General features: G+C 29.5%; 19 protein-coding genes. 4 read left to right on the forward strand and 15 right to left on the reverse strand.

The genetic code is table 11. The features are described from left to right. Positions 1–17: 17 nt before the first annotated feature. From ACMGE6_RS02220 to ACMGE6_RS02230, 3 genes are all read right to left on the reverse strand, one after another. The gene (locus ACMGE6_RS02220) at positions 18–1238 is read right to left on the reverse strand and encodes a DUF3883 domain-containing protein (protein ID WP_414054292.1); all 1221 of its coding nucleotides are present in this window, start codon (positions 1236–1238) and stop codon (positions 18–20) included. A gap of 25 nt (positions 1239–1263) precedes the next feature. Beyond that, positions 1264–2877, reverse strand: a complete 1614-nt coding sequence (locus tag ACMGE6_RS02225) for a hypothetical protein (RefSeq protein ID WP_414054293.1) — start codon at positions 2875–2877, stop codon at positions 1264–1266. Between the two features lie 190 nt (positions 2878–3067). After that, a complete protein-coding gene (locus ACMGE6_RS02230) occupies positions 3068–3361 on the reverse strand; it encodes a nucleotide pyrophosphohydrolase (RefSeq protein ID WP_414054294.1) in 294 nt (97 codons plus the stop codon). A 63-nt stretch (positions 3362–3424) separates the two neighbouring features. On the opposite strand from ACMGE6_RS02230, the gene ACMGE6_RS02235 reads away from it, so the two are divergent. Continuing rightward, positions 3425–5362: a DNA/RNA helicase domain-containing protein gene (locus tag ACMGE6_RS02235; protein WP_414054295.1), complete on the forward strand. Its 1938-nt coding sequence runs from the start codon at positions 3425–3427 to the stop codon at positions 5360–5362. A 27-nt stretch (positions 5363–5389) separates the two neighbouring features. Here the strand turns inward: ACMGE6_RS02235 and ACMGE6_RS02240 are convergent, their stop codons facing one another. The 5 genes from ACMGE6_RS02240 to ACMGE6_RS02260 all read right to left on the reverse strand — a co-directional run bounded on the left by ACMGE6_RS02240 (position 5390) and on the right by ACMGE6_RS02260 (position 10527). Beyond that, positions 5390–7390: a restriction endonuclease gene (locus ACMGE6_RS02240; protein WP_414054296.1), complete on the reverse strand. Its 2001-nt coding sequence runs from the start codon at positions 7388–7390 to the stop codon at positions 5390–5392. A 66-nt stretch (positions 7391–7456) separates the two neighbouring features. Continuing rightward, complete coding sequence (locus ACMGE6_RS02245; protein ID WP_414054297.1) at positions 7457–8281, reverse strand: hypothetical protein; 825 nt, start codon at positions 8279–8281, stop codon at positions 7457–7459. 296 nt (positions 8282–8577) lie between these two features. Then, complete coding sequence (locus ACMGE6_RS02250; RefSeq protein ID WP_414054298.1) at positions 8578–8727, reverse strand: hypothetical protein; 150 nt, start codon at positions 8725–8727, stop codon at positions 8578–8580. Positions 8728–8955: 228 nt separating this feature from the next. Continuing rightward, entirely contained in the window at positions 8956–9129 is a 174-nt protein-coding gene (locus ACMGE6_RS02255; protein ID WP_414044956.1) for a hypothetical protein, read from the reverse strand. Positions 9130–9180: 51 nt separating this feature from the next. Continuing rightward, entirely contained in the window at positions 9181–10527 is a 1347-nt protein-coding gene (locus ACMGE6_RS02260; RefSeq protein WP_414054299.1) for a G5 domain-containing protein, read from the reverse strand. A 302-nt stretch (positions 10528–10829) separates the two neighbouring features. On the opposite strand from ACMGE6_RS02260, the gene ACMGE6_RS02265 reads away from it, so the two are divergent. Further along, positions 10830–11201 carry a hypothetical protein gene (locus ACMGE6_RS02265; RefSeq protein ID WP_414054300.1) on the forward strand — a complete coding sequence of 124 codons (372 nt, stop codon included), beginning with the start codon at positions 10830–10832 and terminating at the stop codon, positions 11199–11201. A gap of 70 nt (positions 11202–11271) precedes the next feature. Here the strand turns inward: ACMGE6_RS02265 and ACMGE6_RS02270 are convergent, their stop codons facing one another. Continuing rightward, positions 11272–11946, reverse strand: a complete 675-nt coding sequence (locus tag ACMGE6_RS02270; RefSeq protein WP_414044960.1) for a hypothetical protein — start codon at positions 11944–11946, stop codon at positions 11272–11274. 102 nt (positions 11947–12048) lie between these two features. On the opposite strand from ACMGE6_RS02270, the gene ACMGE6_RS02275 reads away from it, so the two are divergent. Continuing rightward, the gene (locus tag ACMGE6_RS02275; RefSeq protein WP_414054301.1) at positions 12049–12600 is read left to right on the forward strand and encodes a hypothetical protein; all 552 of its coding nucleotides are present in this window, start codon (positions 12049–12051) and stop codon (positions 12598–12600) included. Positions 12601–12718: 118 nt separating this feature from the next. Here ACMGE6_RS02275 and ACMGE6_RS02280 read toward each other — a convergent pair whose 3' ends face one another. The 5 genes from ACMGE6_RS02280 to ACMGE6_RS02300 all read right to left on the reverse strand — a co-directional run bounded on the left by ACMGE6_RS02280 (position 12719) and on the right by ACMGE6_RS02300 (position 16525). After that, complete coding sequence (locus tag ACMGE6_RS02280; RefSeq protein WP_414054302.1) at positions 12719–13207, reverse strand: hypothetical protein; 489 nt, start codon at positions 13205–13207, stop codon at positions 12719–12721. Between the two features lie 79 nt (positions 13208–13286). Beyond that, on the reverse strand, positions 13287–14345 hold the full coding sequence (locus tag ACMGE6_RS02285; protein WP_414054303.1) for a hypothetical protein: 1059 nt from the start codon (positions 14343–14345) through the stop codon (positions 13287–13289). Between the two features lie 152 nt (positions 14346–14497). Next, entirely contained in the window at positions 14498–15070 is a 573-nt protein-coding gene (locus ACMGE6_RS02290; RefSeq protein WP_414054304.1) for a hypothetical protein, read from the reverse strand. A gap of 166 nt (positions 15071–15236) precedes the next feature. Next, a complete protein-coding gene (isaB, locus tag ACMGE6_RS02295; protein ID WP_414054305.1) occupies positions 15237–15815 on the reverse strand; it encodes an immunodominant staphylococcal antigen IsaB family protein in 579 nt (192 codons plus the stop codon). 77 nt (positions 15816–15892) lie between these two features. After that, positions 15893–16525 carry an endonuclease III domain-containing protein gene (locus tag ACMGE6_RS02300; RefSeq protein ID WP_414054306.1) on the reverse strand — a complete coding sequence of 211 codons (633 nt, stop codon included), beginning with the start codon at positions 16523–16525 and terminating at the stop codon, positions 15893–15895. An 85-nt stretch (positions 16526–16610) separates the two neighbouring features. Between ACMGE6_RS02300 and ACMGE6_RS02305 the strand changes: the two genes are divergently transcribed. Next, positions 16611–16979 carry a hypothetical protein gene (locus ACMGE6_RS02305; RefSeq protein ID WP_414054307.1) on the forward strand — a complete coding sequence of 123 codons (369 nt, stop codon included), beginning with the start codon at positions 16611–16613 and terminating at the stop codon, positions 16977–16979. 48 nt (positions 16980–17027) lie between these two features. Here ACMGE6_RS02305 and ACMGE6_RS02310 read toward each other — a convergent pair whose 3' ends face one another. Then, a complete protein-coding gene (locus tag ACMGE6_RS02310) occupies positions 17028–17666 on the reverse strand; it encodes a hypothetical protein (protein WP_414054308.1) in 639 nt (212 codons plus the stop codon). Positions 17667–17798 lie beyond the last annotated feature (132 nt).

Raw genomic sequence — 17798 nt, forward strand, 5'->3', positions numbered from 1 at the left:
ATACACCTCTTAATTAGTTACTCTTTTTCCTCAATCTCAAAAGTTGCTCTGTAACTTACTGATGTTAATTGCAAACGTTGTTCTTCAAACGGATTTTCTATTAAATTGATTACCGGACAGTCCCCATCAACACCCGTCACGTAATAAATCCAATAATTCTTTCCTTCAGCACACTTTCTTTCATTCTCACTAATATAGAATGAACCTTTATTCATTGTTTGATTCTTTGTTGATTTCACTTCTATATATCTTTCAGATCCATCTTCTTCAAAAGATAAAATATCATATCCTTTAGAATCATCAGTTAATGAAACATGTTGTATTTTCGTTGAGTAACCAGATTTTTTGAGACGTGTCACTTCGTAATCCATCACCAGTTGTTCACCGCTAAACCCAGTTTTTATTTTAACTAGTGATTCTTTTACATAATCTTTCTTTATAACGTTTCGTTGGTTATGCGAATCATTATTTGATGGACTTGTATTAACTTCCCTTACTTTAACAACTCTAGTTTTGTCTTGAATTGCTTTATCTGCCAAAATTCCTGGTGAATTAATCTTTATTTCGCCTTTGATATAACTTGGTACCCCAAATAAATAATATAAATAATGTGCGAATTCGTAATTCGACATATCTTTTAGTTCTTTAATACTCAATTTATAATTTATTAGCTGTCTTTGCTTCTTTGCTATGCCTTTAATCGATTTATTATACAAACCTAACTTTTTAAGTAAATAATCATAATGATCCTCAGAAAATATCGGCATAAATTTCATAGGATAATACATGAATAAGGACTTGAATTTCAAATTTGGAGAAACTATCGATTTATCAATCGCATCAAAATAATCATTTTCTGCATAATATAGTAAATCTTCAAGTAAAGAAACTAAATAGTTCATGGAAGCTTCGACTGAACCTTTATTATACTTTCTCACAATTTCAGGTTTACTATTCTTCTTAGAATAATAAATACCAAACTTTTCAGCACTTCCACCAGAAATTGATCCAACATTATCTCTTGTTTTAAATTCTAAACAGTAAGAATATGAATCTTTACTATTTGGCAAACCGAGTGCATATTGTTCAAATGTCAGATGTTTAATATTTTCTTTTGGAAATGTTGTATAAAATTCTTTTAATACTAAATCAACTTCTTCAGTTAAATCACAAATTGTTTTTCCCCTAAAAGTGATGGCATTTTTAAAAGCTTCGACGTACGCTATATGGTCTAACATGCGATTTTCACCTCTATTTTAATTACTATTTATTTTCAACTAAATTGAATAAATTTTTTCTAAAATCATCAAAATTTTCGTCCGACTTCATAAAAAATTTATACTTTTGATATTTTTCTTTAATATTTTTATTATTCATAAAGTAGATAAAATCATCTGATTTTTTAGTGGTAAATATCGCATTTAACATTCCTAACCTTCTATCGACGGCAAAAAACAGTAAAAATTCAAATATAACATTATGAATCATCACTTCTTTTCCTTTCATTTCTTCCCACCATTCAAAATCTGATAAATCTCTCAGCAATATTGGATAAAAATCAGTTAGCTGGTAGGGTAATACTTCTTCTAAATATTTAAAAAGATCATCAAAGTCTAATTGAAAATTAAATTTCTGCTCATTACTTACTAAAATTTCATAATGAATTAAATAATAATAATAAATTATTACTGCAAGATAGAAGTGTCCTTTCTCCTCCTCATCTAAGTTATAGTATGAATCCATATACTTTAATAATAATATTAAATCTTCTTTTTCATGATTATCAATTAAGTTTTTTACAAAATATATTAGTCTCTTAGACTTTTCATACTTATTTCCTATCTCTTTAGGTAAAATAAAATTCAATTCCCTAAAAAAGGTAATAAGCATATTTCTTTTAACTTCACTCTTCGAATCTTCTTTCAATGAATTATAAAATAATAAAAGAACACTATTAAAAAATAAATTTTGATTTATTTTCTCTTCATATTCAAACAAATTTCTTAATGTCGTTCTTATTGGTGTTCTATATAGCATCAGAGAATCAGGAGCATTCCTCAAATACTCCATTAATGATATATATCCTTTGTCTAACACGAGAGGTGTTTTACTATTCGTAGTAATTAATCTTTGATATATGTCTCTAATAAACAATACCGCTTCTTCAAACAAATTATTATTAACCATAAAATTAACGATATCATTAATTTCATTTTGAACTTTGATAAAGTTTTTCTTATTGTAATCACTATTTTTAGTCAATAAAATATCAATATACAAATTTAGATTTTCTTGAAATGTAATATCATTCTCTAATATTCTTTTCCTAGTATCATAAAAAAGTTGATTTGAAATCTCATTAAATTGATTATGATCACGTCTTATCCCAATGGTTAAATTTACTTTTACATTGTTTCGAATATTATTTTTAACTTTTTGGATATTTGTGATTATTTCTAATGTGAAATATAATATTGAGATAATTTCTATTATCGTTGTAATTAAAATTAAAATGGTGCCTTGAATATTACATGTAGCAACAAAAAAATATTCTATTAAAACAAATATTAATAAAGCAATTGCTTTTTCATTGAGATTAAATAAATACTTTTTTCTATTTTGAAAAGTAAAACCAAGGATATCAACACCATAAACTCGCTGATTAAAAAAAATAAGCAATAATGAAATTATTGGTAACGAGAGCGTGGCTAATGTAGCTTGTACTTGAAAAATAGTATTTATAAAACTTGAAATATCTTTTTGTTGTATTAATAAAATGTTAGGAATAAGATTTTCTATAGAACTATAAATAAATGGTAATATCATTCCCAAAAATAAAAGTAAACAATTATAAATAAATAATTTCTTTTTTTGCATAAAAGACTCCAATATATTATCAATTATTTTTATAAGTAAATTTTGCCTTTCTCTATTTTAAAAATTTTACAACTAATTATGAATTTCAATTATACTGTATTCTTGGTTCAAAATAATTTTGAAAGTAAAACTTAGATAAAAAATATTATTCTTTTAGTTTTTTGCAATATTAAAAGAAATTATATAATATCTAAATGGAATACTTCTCCCCATTCTTCTTTACTTTCTCTCTAATTATCTCCTCAATATCAAATCCCATTTCTTCTGCTAGTTGAATACCATAGATAAATACATCTGCTAATTCTTCTGCAATGTTTTCTTTATTCTTTTCAACAGCTTCTTCACTTGATATCCATTGAAAATTTTCCAATAATTCAGCTGCTTCTAACGACAATGATAATGATAAATCTTTTGGGTTATGATATTGATTCCAGTTTCTTTCTGCTCTAAATTTATTGATTAAATCAATAATTTCTTTATTCATTATCTGCACATCCTTTTAGAATATTATATAATATTTTTAACTGAAATTTACAGGAGTGATTGAATGATAGTCTATGAAGCAACAAAGAAAGAGTTCTTAAAAGATGTTTATGATGAAACACTTGTAAATAATATTATCAATAACTACAAAGCAAAAATTGGTAATATAAATGAACGTGAAATACGTTCATGGGATAATTCAATGCAATATATGCACAATGTTATGATGGATCCTGAAATTCCTGAAGACTCGGGTGTAGCAATTGAATTCAAAATCCCTTATACATCTAAACGTGTCGATTTTTTAATCAGCGGCAAAGATGATATCAATGCTAATGTAGTAGTTGTGGAATTAAAACAATGGAATAGTGTTGAAAAGGTTGATAAAGAAGGTATCGTCCGTACTAGATTCCAACATGGTTATGCTGAAACAACACATCCCTCGTATCAAGCTTGGTCTTATGCTTCATTGATTGAAGACTATAACCAAACTGTACAGAATGAAAATATAAAACTAATACCATCTGCTTATCTACATAACTATATATCTGACATTGAAAAAGGTGACCCGTTATTAGATAAAAGTTATTCATTCTATGTCGATAAAGCACCTATTTTCACAAAAGGGCAATCTGCGAAATTAAGAAATTTTATTAAAAAATATATTAAATATGGAGATAATAAAGAAGGTATTTATAAAATAGAAAATGGGAAAATCAAGCCATCAAAATCCCTTCAAGATACTTTATCTAGCATGTTAAAAGGTAATCAAGAGTTTATTATGATTGATGACCAAAAGTTAATATATGAAACTGCTTTACAACTAGCAAATAAAGCTGTTAGAACGAATACAAGACAAACATTAGTTGTTAAAGGTGGCCCAGGTACAGGTAAGTCAGTATTAGCAATTAATTTACTAGTAGAATTAACTCGCAGATCAATGGTCGTACAATATGTTACAAAAAACTCAGCACCTAGGGATGTATATTCAATAAAATTAAAAGGTGATTATCGAAAAACACAAATAGACAACTTATTCAAAGGTAGTGGCAGTTACTACAATGCACCAGAAAGCGAATTTGATGCTTTGATAGTAGATGAATCACATCGATTAAATGCAAAATCTGGCCTATTTTCAAATCTAGGTGAAAATCAAATAAAAGAAATCATCTTTTCATCCAAATTCTCACTCTTCTTTATAGATGAACATCAAAAAGTTACACTAAAAGATATCGGTTCAATAGATAACATTAAAAAGTATACAGAAGAATTAAACAGTGAAATCACAGAAATGGAATTACACTCACAATTTAGATGCAATGGCTCAGATGGATATTTAGCATGGATTGATAATTTACTTGAAATCAGAAAAACGGCAAATGATAATGGCTTTGAAGGATTTGATTATGATTTAAGAGTATTTGATAATCCACAACAAATGTATGAAGAAATTCAAAAACTTAATTTAATAAATAATAAAGCAAGAATGTTAGCAGGATATTGTTGGGAATGGAAAAAAGAAGGTAAAGATAACTCAAATGTTAAAGATATAGAAATTCCAGAATTCAATTTCGAAATGAGTTGGAACTTATCTAGTAAAGAACCATGGGCAATCGGGAAAAATTCAGTACATGAAATCGGATGTATCCATACCACACAAGGCCTAGAGTTTGATTACGTTGGTGTAATCATTGGAGATGATTTAAGATTTGAAGATGGTAAAGTCATTACTGATTTCACAAAACGTGCTAGAACAGATAAATCACTTAACGGTATCAAAAGTGGTATAAAAAAAGATAAAGAATACTATACAAAAGCAGCTGACGATATTATTAGAAATACATATCGAACCTTACTCACAAGAGGACAAAAAGGATGCTTTATCTATTGTACAGATCAAGCACTCAGTCAATATATACAGTCAAAAATTAAACAAATGCAGAACACTTATCAATTATTTAGTCAAAAAATGTACGTAGCAGAGGATTTTGAAGATTATTAAATATAAAAACGAGGAATACCCTCGTTTTTAATAATTTGTATTATAATAAATGCTAAACTTAAGAGCAGCGTCATCTATAGATCCTTTGGCATAATATTTTTTTGAAGTTTTATCAATTCCTACACATCCTATTAGAGGATTTGATAAAAGATTTAACATGTTTATTAATTCATCTTCTTCTAAAGGTATATCTTTAAATATTTCATTTGATTTTATTAAGAAGTATATATTATCTCTTGAAAGCAATCCTTTAGAATATGAATCATTGCTATTATCAATTAATACTTTTATTATTGACTGAAATAATTTCCTTCTTCTATCTTGTTCGATGTATTCAGGTGTTAAAACAGATAAATCCACTAAACCATATTGTTCAAAAATAGGTTTATATTCAACAGGTTGAAGAGGATATCGACTATGATTTTTATATAGTTCTTCCAAGGCTTTTATATCAATGAATAATATTTTATTGGTTACTGCTCTTTCCAAAACCCTGTCCCCTACAAATTCTTTGCCAATCACAACCATATAGTCTGCACCATGTTTTCTTTTATGTTCTTTTAATGTATCAAAATTGATGATTTTCTCTGTGATTTTTCCTTCCCAATTTGTTTTTACTTCTACTGCAACCTTAAAAGAAAATTTAGGAACGGTAGGAGCAGTTAAAAGAATATCTGTTGTTCCACTTTTCCCGTAATATTTTGTTTCAAAGCCTAACATTGTAAAGTAGTCATTAACTATTTTCTCAAACTGCTTTGGGTGCGATGAGTCTACCGAGCTAATTCTTAACTCACTCAAGATAGAGATATCCGTACTTTCTTTGTTATTATCTGTTTGTTCAGTGGTATCAATATCTAATTCATAAATTTTTTTGACTAAGAGTTCTCCTCTTTTTGTAAGACAAATCTTTTTACCTTTATCATCCATAATCAATTTAGCATTTCTAAGAAAAGATAACCTTTTTCTTATTTGATCTATCGACTCTTTTTCCATACTATACTTTGTAACACTTAGTGAAGTAAGTTCTTTAACTGATCTTGGTTGATTATCTAACTCCACTAGTATTTCCAATACATAATAAAATGTGTTGTGCAAAATAAAAACTAAACTTAAATCAGGTTTAAATGATTCTAATATTTTAACGCCAATTTCACTTGTTTTATAAGTTTTAATACCTAATCTATCTAATAATTGCATTCTTGTTAAAAATGTAAATAAGTGTGATACAAATTTCCCCTTTACATCAAATGTCTTCTCAATATAATCCCTCAAAATTTCATCATTGCTGACATTCCTACATGAATTTAAAACGTCTAATATAGTATAAACTGCCGTTTTATAACCGCCTGGTATATATGAAATTGAATGAATTCTTTCTTTATCTTTCCAGTTAAAATTAATTAAATTATATTCCCATTCTTTAAATTCAAAATCATTTTCTTTTTCTGTTTCATCAAAGTTAATATCTATAATAATATTTCTATCTATTGCTGGATTGTTCGATAGAAATTTTAAACCTTTTTCTGTTATGATAAATTTATTTTCATAAACAATAGGTTCAACTAATTTTAAATCTCTCATCCAAAGTAATCGCGAGTATATTTGGGAATGTTCTTTCCAATACAAATTATATGTTCTAGAATCCTCAAGAATTTCATGTTTATTTCTTGGAGTTTTCAGGAAATCAAGCAATTCTGAAAAGTATTTAATTCTTTCACTAAATAAAACAGCTAATTTTTCTTTAAATATAGTAAATTTCCAATCTTTACATGTTTCATCAATAATCCACTTTCCATTTGAAGATTCTTTTTTGACTATACCTACGGGCTTAAGATAAATACATAACTCATTAAGCGTTCTTTTACTTTTACTTCCTTTAAATTGTAATATAGTATTTGGGTTAACATCATTTTCCAATGCATCTAAAATTAATTTTAAAGAGTCAATGAAACCATCTTCTGTATCTGAATTAGGAATATTCGGCATAGCTTGAACTTTTGAAAACCAAATTTCAATTTCACTATTCATATTTTTACCACCTATATTTAATAATAGTATAACTAAAAGTATTTATTGATACATATATCATTTATTTCAAGAATATTCGTTAAATATTCGCATAATAAATTCGTACAACGCGACAGTACTTAAATTTGACTTTAATATTACGGAATGTTGTGTTCCTTTATGAATGACCAATGCATCTTTATATAAATCCATCAATATTATTTTATTAAGTAATATTTGTTTCGAAGCACGATTAGAATAAATTATTATTCTTTTATTTGTAATGATCAAATGACCGCTAATAATTTCCTTTAACACTTCTTTACTACTGTAGTAGCTACGTCCAGATCCACTTCCTAATCTAATACCGTAGCCAATACCAAAACTCATTCCTCCACCAGATGAATGTCTTACAGTTTGTATCCTTGTTTCATTCCAACTCGCATAATCTTCATGTAGATATACAAATTCATTCTTTTGAAGATTCATAAGAGAAAAATTACTTCTAATTGTTTCTAATGGTGCATAGACTAATCTTGAATTATGTCGTACTTTTTTTAAAGTATTCATCATACCTTTCTCTTTTCGCTCATCCGGTAAAATATTAATGACTGTTTCTAATCTATCAAACTCCTGTATAGATTCTGTATCTTTAAAAACATAGTTGACTAAATTATTATCAACAAGATGACCGTATTTCAAGAATGTATCTTTTTCTAATCTTTGATAAAATAAATCATCATTTTCAATATTATATTTCTGCTTGAGTTTTAAAAGGTCATTATAATCATATTTAGCTTCATTATCATTTAATAATCTTTCAATATATCGGTCAATCTCAAATAAATATTTTTGCTGATTTATTCTATTACTCTGTATTTTATTGAAGAACTTTTTTGGATTCAGTACCATATTAACCTACTCCAAATTCCCATATTTTCTTGTTATTTTTTTGATAAAGCTTTCTATTTTCTCTTCCTTTTTAACATCTTGCTTTGTAATTTTGTGATTGCTACATCCTAAAATTAATAAAATAAACAATATAATTAATGGAAGCCTTTTCATTATTATACCAACTTTCAATAAATTTTCTTATGTATATGTATGATATTGGATAACTAGTTCTATAATTAGTATATTTTACTTTTTTGTTATTTCAATATTTAAACAAAAAAATACTTCCTGAACATTGTCCAGGAAGTATTTAATTATTTAACTCTATCCCATGTTTCCTGAGTTATATCATAATCACCTGATGGCTCATGGTAATAACCCTTATTGATTTTTTTTACTACTTTTTTATAAATATCAGCATTTTTCTTTTGTTTAAAGAAATCTCCATAATGAACTACCGCCATTAAATAGTTGCCTCCACCATTTGAATCACGTTCATAAAAGAAAGCCGCATTCTTATAAAAATCTACAATCCTATGGTCAATTTTTGTACCATCTGTTGATTCATATTTTATTCTCCTTTTATTTTATAATTTTGAAATTTAAGATTTTATCCTTTTGTCACCGGCTAATTGAATACTCTAATCCTTCACTATCTGACGTAGTCCAATTAGTGATTACCTTCTAATTACTTATATCTCTCGTTTTGAGAACCCAAAAATTTCTTCTTCAACCTCTACTGTCACACGACCATTCCAAGTCGATTCTGCATCAAAGATAAAGTACTTCCCATCCATGCGAACAAATCTGACATCCTTATATCCTTGATCACGTAAATAACGTTCTGCATCACCTATACTCGCCATATTGTCACCTCCGTAATTAAAAAGTTCTTTATAAAAATTGACTACCAATTATTACTCTCTTGAAAAGTTTTGGTTAGCAACTATGTAAGTAGCTCTATCATTACCTACACCTAATTTGATAGATGTTGTAACACCTTTAAAATCAGGTGCCATCATTGAAGCATAATGTCCAGCAGATCCCTTCCATTGCTCAAAGCATTGCTTCGCCAGATATTTTTCATAAACAAGCTCATAAGGATTTCCACTATAAAATCGTGCCAAAGTGTTTTCTCCAAATACCCTATTTGTTATTTCAGGTTCAAATGCTGTTTTATATAAATCACCATTAAGCCTTACATGCGCTTTACCATTTACATAAATATCACCATATTGAGCCAGTTCATTCGCACGAATATCAGCACCTGCTTGCATAAAACTACGGTATGCTATCGGATTTAATCCTTTCGCTGTGCGATCTATATTAATCAATCTGACCATCTCATCATTAAACTTTTGATTATTAAAGATTTCATTATTATTAAATGCTTGAATTGCTCGATGATTTGCTTCCATCCATATTAATAAATTATTGCTATTAATATTAACTTTATTAATTAAATTTATATCTGCGGCTTTTTGAGCTTTTGCATCATCTGATTCTAAAGCAAGTTCATTAAGGGGCTTATCAACTTTTAAATTAACTTTTGTAATTTTATCGCCTCTGAATGTTGTTTTTCCTACAAGATAACCGTGATAACTTCCAAGCGTATCTACATTAAATCGACCATCTTGATGCTTAGTATCGATTCCAGATGTAATCATACTTTCTATTCTCGTTCCGATTCTTACAATTCTACTTACTGGTTCTTTGACTAACCTAACATAAGCAGGTGAGAATAAAGCACCTTCTCCATCAATAATTCTTTGATTATAGGCTTTCTCACGTACACCTTTTTCTCCTGCTCTAATTTCAATAATTTCACCATTTGGAAGAGTAGGATCATTTCTATATTCTGTTTGGTAATCAAGCGGTTCTTTAATAACCAATACTTCTGTTCTTTCAACTGGTGCTATTTTTTTCGTTCCCACCAACACAACTTGATTAACCGGATTTACTTTTTTAATTGTCTTGTAGTACTTTGTTTTAATAACTTTACCGTTGACTATCGTTTGTTTGTAGGCAAGAACTTTGTAGCCTTTCTTACCTTTAACTTTTACTTCTGTTTTACCAACTGGTAAAGTATCTGTTTTCTCTTCAACAGTATTAAATTTCAAATATTTCTTCTTCGTAATCGTTTTATACGTTGTTTTGCTTTGTGCAGCATGAGCGGTCTGTTCCTGTGTTACATTTTGTGCACCTGACATTAATATCGTTAATGCGATTGAACTAGCCAATATTTTTTCATAATAATCCTCCAAAAATAACTTTTATTTGAATTAATTATTACACGATTTCTTGTGTAAATATATTTATTTCTTGTCATTATGCCAATCTCGCATTAAAGTCTACGTTATTATTTTTTATTTTTTATAAATCTATATTTGTTTAATATTATTTTTGAAATAAAAAAAGACTCCAGCCTAAGCTAGGAGTCGTAATGGTAAGTACTAAATGTTATTCAGAAACTTTAAATTATTAAAATACAAATATTCGTTTTTATAACAGTTATTTCATATTATAATAAAACTATAATTAAACTTGTGAATGAGGTGAAAGTAGCTTGAAACTTTTAAAAATTGTTCTAGTCATCAGTGTCCTGCTAAATATATTATTTATTTCACAGTTTGCATATAAACATCATATCAATAATAAGATTCATGAAATTGAGGAGAAAGTATATAGTCATTTAAAGAAAGAAGGTGTCGAAGCATTTGATTATACTGGACATCGTGACTTTAAATTACAGGAGCCTATGAAATATAACGTTTCTGTCAGACTGTACAATGATCCTAGGGAGTACGAGTTTTTTATCAATAAAAATAATGAGGTTGAAGTATTAGGTGTACAAGATACTGATGGTGTATATAAAACGGCAAAGGAAGTCAAAAATAGCGCCTTTGACGATCATGCAAACTATATTAGGAAAAAATAAATCATGGGATTAGAGACATGTCTCTAATCTCATGATTTTTTATCTTCGATATTCTAATATTTCATCTCCACTACTTCCACTCATTCTTTTTTAATACTGGTAAAGGTCCATAAACATATTTATATTTTTCATAGAGCTTTTTCCATTTGTACACATCAGACTTCGTGGGACTCTTGACTAAATGAATATCATATACTAAAAATGTTGGATCATTGATTCTTGAATCATTTGGATAGCTATTACTTCTGCCACTCTGTACAATCAAATTCGGATAAAAATCGTATATAAAGTAAGCGTTAAATTCTTTCATTAATAAAACTTTTCTAGTGTATATGGGTTTACCGTACTTCTCCAGAAATTGTTTTCGTGTAACTTTAAAGTGATTTGTCTCTCCAGCATTAAAGTCATAATATATTTCGTTCACTCTCTTTTTTGAAAAAGGAATTTTCTCCTGAAAGTGAGTATAGCCTATAACTCTATTAGATCTTACTAAATTCAGAGCATTTAAGGTTTTCTTAGGATGCAAATAGTCATCTTCCATAACATCATATCCCTGATAATAATAATCAGAAAGTTTTGTTCCTAAATTTAAGCCGTCGATTGAGAATTTACCTTTCTTTACTTTATCAACCACACTTTTGTTTAGCCAGAACGTGTCTGGATGAGTTGTTGCTTCTACACTTTTACTTTCAATGAAAAAGGGAATAACGACTAATGCAATGAGGCTAAAATATAATTTTTTCATTTTTATCTCCTTGTAATAATTATTTTTAAATTAGTAATTCCACACTATCTATTTATTTTTACATATAGTACAATATTTTCAAATACCAAAAGGAGCCGTTATATGAAAAAAATTATTAGTTTGTCTTTAATAATGTTATTTTCACTTCTTATCGTTACGCCTCAATCACAAGCCAGCACATACGCTTTAAAAAGTAAGTATCCAGTATTCCCTAATCTTTATAGCTATTCAAATGCTAAAGCAATGAAATCTGCTTCATTTAAATATTACGGATTAAAGTTACGACAAAATTATCCAGCAATGATTAAACAATGGGGTAAACCTTCTAGTTCTACTGTGACACGTAGTTTTGGATACACTGCTGGAAGTTATTTTTACGGACTGGATAACAGTGTGCTCGTTTCAACGATGGCTAAAGGAGAAAAAGCTAGTTCAAGTAGATTCATCATTGATAGTTTTACAATCTCTAAAATAAATCACTCAAAGTATGAGTTATCTAAAGTAAATAAATACTTTGGTAAACCAACTTCTACTACTACAAGTGGTAACTATAAAGTAAATGACTATGGCAATTATGTTAATATAACATTCACAAAAGTTGGATCTAAATGGTATGTAGATACATTAAATCTTCATAGATATAGTTTCCAATAAAATAACCGTCCTACCTCTAGTGAGATAGGACGATTTTGTTTTATACTTCTCTTTTTATCTATTGTGCCTAGTTATATAATTTCTAACAGCGCCTTTAATCGCAAATCCGCCGGCAACCTTATATTTCTCCCCACTTTTTCTGTAACTTTCTATCGAGGTATGTCATCGCAAAAAGTTTGTCATCATTATCAAACCATAACCATGTATGGCCATAACGATAAGTGTATGTATCAAATTCACCATCAATGTCCCAATCAAAAGAGTTCTTTTTAATTTTATCAGGCTTGCCCCAGGTCTTCTTAATATCCTTTGAAGATAAATTATAAAGACTTACCAGATGATTATAGTCAATTGATACAAGCTTCAACCTTTTCTTTTTCCATTTCGGCTTCCCCGCAAATGCAAAACTAATAACTTCAGGAAATTGTGTGGCATCGTATGTTTTATTTCCAGGGTAATTAGAACTTGGCTTGTCATTTAGTGCATCACCTAATATATTCTTTACTTTCTTATATGTCATCGTTAGTTTCGCACCATTATAATGAAACTTTCCTTTTTTTAACCTTTTTATCGTCTTCTTATCTAGTATATCCGGTAAATAAATCATTACTTCATCCTCCTCTAAATGATTAAACCGCCCTATCTCAGAGACAGAACGGTTTTAATTTTTCTTATAGTAATTAGTGCTATTTATACTTTACTTCCGTCACATGCCACTGTCCTCTGTAGTATTCACCTTTAGCAATTAAATGACCATACGTATTTGTTCTTGTTTTCACTTTATGTTCTATACCATCTATATATGTTGTATCATTTTTACCATTAACGCTTTTATCTGCTTTACCTACCAGGCTCTCAATCTTACTAAACGTTAATCCGCGCATTTGATAGTCGAATGTCATTTCTTTTAGACTTGACGGTTTCGTACAATCTTTACCAATATATAATAAGTTCACTGATCCAAATGCATGATCTTGATTAATCGTTTCGCCAAATGGAGTAATCACTGTTTGATCTTGAAGCGATTGTCCCATTGCTTTCGCTGTTTGAGCTGCTGTCATATTTAGCTTTGCTCCTTTTAATGCAAATGTACCCTTTGCCATATTTTTAATATCAGAATTTGTTAATGTATATTCACCGTTTTTAGCTATTTTAGATTTGAGATTATTTTTTCCCATTGTTTTTTCATTGATCACAGGTTCTTTTGTTGTCGTCACATTTAATGAGCCTAACTTCCATGCCTTACCTGATTTATCAAATTGTAATGTAAAGTTTTTATATCTTAGTTGCTTTACATCAACACCTGAATCAATTTCACTTGGTTTACCATATTTTGATTGAACTTGCTTAAGATCAAGTCTGTCTTTTTTCTTAAAATGGTAGTCAACATCATACACTTTCACTGCTTCTTTTTTGGCATAGCGGTTATTTGAGAACAATGCGATTGTTAGGTTGTTATATTTTAAGTTAATCATTTTACCGAACTGGTTTTGTTCAATAATTTCTCTATTTGGTTTTCCGAGTAACTTCAATACCTGGTTATAAGTCATATCAATTTTGACACCATTAAAGCTGTATTTTCCTGACTTTAATGCACTAATCGTCTTACTGTCTAACATATTCACTTGGTTAGTTTGAACGTTACTTGCTGTATAACATGGTTTCACCTGTGCTTGTGCATCTGCTACACCTACTTGACTAACCAATCCAGTTAACAATACTGCTGATAATACCACTTTTTTCATCATAATGACTCCTTAGTATTTTTTTACAATTATATCATGTAATGTCTATCACGAGAGTTAATTTATTTAAAATAATAGCAATAATTACAAATGACATTTTATAGTTATTACATATAAAAAGTCCTACCTCTAATGAGATAGGACAGCTTTCATTATTTACCTGTAAAGTGTTCTGTTACTGTGTAAGCTACGAATTGGTTATTCACTTTTTCATAATGTACTGTTAAGTTTTTGCCATAATCTTTAATTAGGAAACCTTCTCCTGAATCTACGACTTTCCCTTTACCTGCGTAATTTTCAATAGCTTGTTGTGTGAAATTTTGACCTTCAGTTACGAATGTCATGTGCTTTAATGTTAAATCATCCACTTTCGCGTTCTTCTTATTCTTCGCAAATTCTAATACTAATTCATTATTCTTACCGTAGTATCCTACAACTGTTGTGCTATTCTTTTTATTAAATTTTTCTGTTTTATTGAATTTTCCTTGAGCTTTAACAACTTCAGCGTAAGTTTGATCAAATCCGATACCATTGTATTTGAAACCGCCAGTTGTTAATGCATTTAATGTATCTTGAGATACATCTGGTAATTGTGCTGTAGCCACTTTAAAGTTCACTTTTTCAACGTTACCAGTTTGTGATGTTGCTTCAGCGTTGTGTGTAATTGTTGCTGGTACGACTAAAGACGTTGCTAGTAATGATGTTAAAATAATTTTCTTGTTCATAAAAATTCTCCTTTAAATATGGTTGGTGTTGCAAAAATAATATTACCACGATTCTTTTTATATTACAAATATATTACTGTTGTTTCTATTGTGTTACGAAGATATTACTAAAATGTAATAAAAATACCCCTCTTGTGTAAGAGGGGCTTACTTATTCGATATGCAATTAGCCGTTAAATAAGATATCATCGATTTCTTTGCCAAACTCTCCACTGACAAATGAACTGATTGATACACGGATGAGACGATTCTTTTTATCGAACACACCTTCAAAGTAGTGATTTTTAAATTTGTAATAAACACTTGTTTCATTCTCGATTATTTGCGCTTCAGCATAATTACTACCGTAAATTTTCTTAAATTGTTGTTTTGTGATTTTTCCTTTTTTCACTGGCATTTCAATACCAAATGTTTTTAGATTGTCATTCAGTAAGATCACTGAATCGTATTTACGCTTTAAATATTTTGATTTTAAGTTGTGATTACCAAGTGCATATTTCATCATGACTTGAGATGATTTTGTGAGTGACTTCTCGCTTACTTTGCTTGATACCGTATAGCCATTCACCGTAACTTTGCCTTTCTTAACGGCATTGACGAATGGTTTAGATGTAACGTATCCTCCACTGTTTCCGCTATAGCCTTTCCATTTGTAGTAGTAGCCTGCTGCATCAGCTGTTGACGTAACTGTTGAAAGGACTACAAATGTAACGAGTGTAATCATTAAATGTTTTAAAAGTTTCATGCTGTTCTCCTTAATATTGTATATTTTCTTTATTATATACAATTTTAAAATATTTGAGAGCCTATATTTATGACAAATTATTTAAAATAAGCGTCGAGGAAAGTCTCACCCTTAACGCCTTTCGGTGACAAGTAGCACTTGCCGAATTCATCCAGTAACCCGTGAAATTCTTGAGCATGTGCCGGTGTGAAACTTGAAGGTAATTGAATGACATCTTGTAATTCTTTATAATTCTTGCTATCAACTCCGAGCAACTTAAATAGACGACGCGTATACGTATCAGCGATAAAGATGACTTTGTCAAATACATAGACAAGCAGAACATCTGCTGTTTCCGGTCCGATGCCAGGTAATGCGAGTAACTCATGACGTAACGTATCTACATACATCTTATCGATATTATCAAAATCATAATCATGCTCTTTCAACCACCTAAAGATATGATGCACCGCTTTCGACTTATTCTTATAGAAACCACTCGGCTGAATACACTGCTGTAATGTCTCCATATCCAGTGATAAAATCTTATCTGGATCAAACTCGGTTGCGCCACGTAAATTATCCAGCGAACGCTCAACATTCCGCCAATTTGTGTTCTGTACAAGAATCGCACCTACAATGATCTCATACGGATTATCCGCCGGCCACCACCCTTGTGGTCCTAAGTTTTCAAATAAAATATCATATAATTCCTGAATCGATATCTCCATATACTCACTCCATTAAGGATTTTCCTTATGTTTACCCATATTATTAAATGTTATAATAGAACAAACTCAAGAAAGGCAGTGAATCATGAACAACAAATTATTCTTTTATGTGTATGTATTAATCGTGACGTTCCTGGCAGTAAACATATACAAACATATCTCAACCGGAGCACCCGCTTCTGACTATCTTATATATGGTATTATCGCCTTAACACTATTAAGTAACGTTGTAGATGAACTGATTGAATTAGTTTATGGTAGAAGACATTTGATTATTTCAATAATCTTTAAATTCATACTCTATATCTCTATCTTGCTACTCAGTATTTACGGTATTACAATTAGTACAAGTTTATTTGATACAGTATTATACGCTGTGTTTATCCCAGCAAGCTTATTACTCATGTATGTTCAATTTATGGCATATAAGAAAAATATAAATCAAACTAAATAATCAACGCACAAAAAAGGACCCTCATTAAAGAGAGTCCTTAAATTATTCTTATAGTCCAGCCCATTCGCTAGAAGTGATATATTCATTCATATTATTAACATTATAATCCGCTTCATTAGTAGCATAATCAAACCATTTTTGTTGCGCAGTCTTTGTCGTATTATGCATAATAACTACTCCATCTAAAATTGGAGCTTTTTGCTCATCAGTATCCCATTTATAGAAGAAAGTAATATATTTATACATATCAACTCTCATTGCATATCCTCTGTTATCAATTACAGTATCAGTTTTTAAAGGCTTGCCATATTTCCCTTCAATTTCACCTTGCTCGATTGTTCGTTTGTCATCAATCTCTCTATCTACAATACGCGTCACTTTACGCTTCGATGATGCAACTTTAACTTGAAAGTCCACAAATGCTCTATCGTGACTTGAATACCATGGATCTTCTTTTCCAAATTCACGTGTACCTTCTTTATAATAACGAGATGACTTATTATAGTAAGAAGCCAATTTCCCTATTTGGATACCATCCTTCGTTAATTTCCCTGCTTTCGCTTTCGCTACAACCGAGCTGCTTAAATAGTTAATGTTAGCTTCTGCCGCTTCTGCTTTTGGAGTTGCTACAAATGTAGAACTTAATAATACTGCTGTAGATAATCCTGCTACTAATAATTTTTTCATGATTTTCTCCTCTTAAAATAGTATTTTAATTTCCATTTACTATTTAAGTATATATTGGAATATCACGTATTTAAAGGTTATTTTACATCTTAGAAAACTTTATACACTAATGTTGATTAGTTTGAGTTATTA

It is taken from the genome of Macrococcus equi (genome assembly GCF_047426745.1).
Lineage (GTDB): Bacteria > Bacillota > Bacilli > Staphylococcales > Staphylococcaceae > Macrococcoides > Macrococcoides equi.

Bases quoted from the DNA above. Each gene is read 5' to 3' on its own strand.
- ACMGE6_RS02235 (WP_414054295.1), top strand. From the start codon at position 3,425: ATGATAGTCTATGAAGCAACAAAGAAAGAGTTCTTAAAAGATGTTTAT.
- isaB (WP_414054305.1), bottom strand. From the start codon at position 15,815: ATGAAACTTTTAAAACATTTAATGATTACACTCGTTACATTTGTAGTC.
- ACMGE6_RS02250 (WP_414054298.1), bottom strand. From the start codon at position 8,727: ATGGCGGTAGTTCATTATGGAGATTTCTTTAAACAAAAGAAAAATGCT.
- ACMGE6_RS02275 (WP_414054301.1), top strand. From the start codon at position 12,049: ATGAAAAAAATTATTAGTTTGTCTTTAATAATGTTATTTTCACTTCTT.
- ACMGE6_RS02280 (WP_414054302.1), bottom strand. From the start codon at position 13,207: ATGATTTATTTACCGGATATACTAGATAAGAAGACGATAAAAAGGTTA.
- ACMGE6_RS02310 (WP_414054308.1), bottom strand. From the start codon at position 17,666: ATGAAAAAATTATTAGTAGCAGGATTATCTACAGCAGTATTATTAAGT.
- ACMGE6_RS02270 (WP_414044960.1), bottom strand. From the start codon at position 11,946: ATGAAAAAATTATATTTTAGCCTCATTGCATTAGTCGTTATTCCCTTT.
- ACMGE6_RS02245 (WP_414054297.1), bottom strand. From the start codon at position 8,281: ATGGTACTGAATCCAAAAAAGTTCTTCAATAAAATACAGAGTAATAGA.
- ACMGE6_RS02230 (WP_414054294.1), bottom strand. From the start codon at position 3,361: ATGAATAAAGAAATTATTGATTTAATCAATAAATTTAGAGCAGAAAGA.
- ACMGE6_RS02285 (WP_414054303.1), bottom strand. From the start codon at position 14,345: ATGAAAAAAGTGGTATTATCAGCAGTATTGTTAACTGGATTGGTTAGT.
- ACMGE6_RS02240 (WP_414054296.1), bottom strand. From the start codon at position 7,390: ATGAATAGTGAAATTGAAATTTGGTTTTCAAAAGTTCAAGCTATGCCG.
- ACMGE6_RS02225 (WP_414054293.1), bottom strand. From the start codon at position 2,877: ATGCAAAAAAAGAAATTATTTATTTATAATTGTTTACTTTTATTTTTG.
- ACMGE6_RS02300 (WP_414054306.1), bottom strand. From the start codon at position 16,525: ATGGAGATATCGATTCAGGAATTATATGATATTTTATTTGAAAACTTA.
- ACMGE6_RS02220 (WP_414054292.1), bottom strand. From the start codon at position 1,238: ATGTTAGACCATATAGCGTACGTCGAAGCTTTTAAAAATGCCATCACT.
- ACMGE6_RS02255 (WP_414044956.1), bottom strand. From the start codon at position 9,129: ATGGCGAGTATAGGTGATGCAGAACGTTATTTACGTGATCAAGGATAT.
- ACMGE6_RS02290 (WP_414054304.1), bottom strand. From the start codon at position 15,070: ATGAACAAGAAAATTATTTTAACATCATTACTAGCAACGTCTTTAGTC.
- ACMGE6_RS02305 (WP_414054307.1), top strand. From the start codon at position 16,611: ATGAACAACAAATTATTCTTTTATGTGTATGTATTAATCGTGACGTTC.